This window comes from Leptospiraceae bacterium (genome assembly GCA_015075105.1).
Taxonomy (GTDB): Bacteria; Spirochaetota; Leptospiria; order Leptospirales; family Leptospiraceae; genus JABWCC01.
This window is the reverse complement of the sequence record JABTUZ010000004.1, coordinates 1-2,199: the sequence shown is the minus strand read 5'-3', so window position 1 is coordinate 2,199 and position 2,199 is coordinate 1. Positions and strand designations below refer to the sequence as shown.

Genomic DNA, 2,199 nt, shown 5'->3' with positions numbered 1-2,199 from the left:
TGAACTGTACCCGAAAAAGTGTAGAAATTTTAGCCTTTAAAAGAGGATAAAAATGACCAAGGGACCAAAAACAAGGGAAACATATACAGAGGAATTCAAAAAGGATGCAGTAAATCATTTTATTTCATCCGGCAAATCAGCAAAAGAAATTGCTTCCAATTTAGGAATACGAAAAGATCTTTTGTATCATTGGAGAAAGAATTTACAATTCAAGAAAGGTGATATAATGGAAAAGAAAATCGATCCCAAAGATATTGAAATCCAACAGCTTCAGTATGAATTGTCCGAAGCAAAGATGGAACGTGATATCTTAAAAAAGGCTATGGCCGTTCTCTCAAAACTACAGAAATAATAGTATCTGTGATAAATGAAAACCGTAAGGAATATACGGTAGAGAGAATGTGCAGGGTTTTAGGAATATCACCCAGTAACTATTACAAGAAGCGGAGAGCCAATTCTTCTGAAAGAAAATTTCAAGATGGAATTCTGAAACGAAAGATATTGAATATTTACGAAGAGAACGAAAAAGTTTATGGAGCGAGGAGAATTGTAAAAGAGCTACATCAACAGGAAAATTTTATAGGGAAAAGAAGAGTAAAAAGACTCATGAAAGAGCTGAAAATACAGGGTATTCAACCTGCAAGATTTCAAGTCACAACAACTGTAACGAATCAAAATCTCCCAGTCTCTCCAAATCTCCTGGATCGAAATTTTTTTGCATATGCACCAAATAAAGTTTGGGTTTCTGATATTACATATATCAAAATAAAAAATGGATTTTATTATTTGTGTGTAATCGTCGATTTATATTCCAGAAAAGTAGTTGGCTGGTCGTTGAAAAACCATATGAAAAAAGAACTTGTGATTGATGCTCTCAGAAGTGCCATCAGAAAAAGGAAGCCTGCTTCGGGATTAATATTTCATTCGGACAGAGGTTCTCAATATCAAAGCAATCTGTTCCGGAAAATTTTATTCTGGAATGGTTTTGAATCCAGTATGAGCCGCAAAGGAGATTGTTGGGATAATGCAGTTGCAGAATCTTTTTTCAAGACAATCAAAACAGAATTGATTTATAGAAATAAATTTGAAAATTATGAAGAATTGAGAAAAGATGTTTTCAAATATATTGAAGTATTTTACAATAGGAAAAGACTTCATTCTTTCATTGGCTATCAAAGCCCTTCAAAGTTTGAAGAAAAATTTGTGGCTTAAAAATCTCTCCACTAAAACGGGTACACCTCAAAGGTAAGGCAATGACATTACAAGAATTTATAAAACAGTTTGATAAACCTAATTCTATTGTTCTTCTTGAAGGGAAAAGAAATGTTTTAGAAACAGATAAAGAAAGGTTGATAGCACTTGGAAACTTGTTAGCTTCTAAGACAAAAAGTATGATTTTTAGAAGCGGAAATGCTGAAGGCTCAGACCAACTGTTTTCTGATGGTGTTACCGCAGTCGACTATAAAAGATTACAAGTAATTACACCATATTCTGGACACAGAGAAAAAACAAATCAAGCATATGAAACTATTTCTTTGGACGAAATAAGCATTGCTGCTGAACCCGAAGTGGTGTATCAGTCTAAAAGCAATAAGAAAACTGAAAAGCTAATTGACCAATTTGTCTCAGGTAACAAAAATCGTTATACAATAAAAGCAGCTTATATAATACGAGACACGATAAAAGCAATTGGAACTGACAGAATAAAGCCAGCAACTTTTGGCATATTCTATGACGACTTAGATAAACCAAAAGAGGGTGGAACGGGACACACAATGAAGGTTTGTGAACAAAATAACATTCCAATTATTGATCAAAAAATATGGTTCAAATGGCTGACAGAATAGAAGAACATACCGCAAAACGATAGACTATCAAAAAAATAAAAAGGCATACATAATGAAAATTCAACTTAATCACCCAGGACATCAAAAGCCTTTTAGATTAGGAAACGGTTATAGACAAATCGCCAATAATATTATTCGTGAATGGAGTAATGACAATGTCCATTTTAGGAAGTTCATTCAAAATAACGGACATTATATAAACGGTCTGAATGATTTGAATCCAAAACAAGCAGAATTGTACTTTTGGGGAGAATGGGAAGGAAATTCAATCTTCAATCCGTTTCCAAAAGCTAACAATACAATATTACCAAATGGGCTTCACAAGCTATTTCACTCAACTGTAATTAAAGGC

General features: G+C 33.4%; 3 protein-coding genes. All 3 read left to right on the top strand.

What is annotated here, in order from left to right:
* Positions 1–52 precede the first annotated feature (52 nt).
* Positions 53–1,212 (top strand): IS3 family transposase gene (locus HS129_16705; GenBank protein ID MBE7413677.1). Its coding sequence is split into 2 segments (ribosomal slippage): positions 53–329 and positions 329–1,212, totalling 1,161 coding nucleotides; the frame shifts between segments, so codons are not numbered across the junction.
* 41 nt (positions 1,213–1,253) lie between these two features.
* Positions 1,254–1,847 (top strand): hypothetical protein, encoded by a 594-nt coding sequence (locus HS129_16700; GenBank protein ID MBE7413676.1) that lies wholly within the window; start codon positions 1,254–1,256, stop codon positions 1,845–1,847.
* A 52-nt stretch (positions 1,848–1,899) separates the two neighbouring features.
* A partial coding sequence (locus HS129_16695) for a hypothetical protein (protein ID MBE7413675.1) occupies positions 1,900–2,199 on the top strand: 300 nt, incomplete at its 3' end.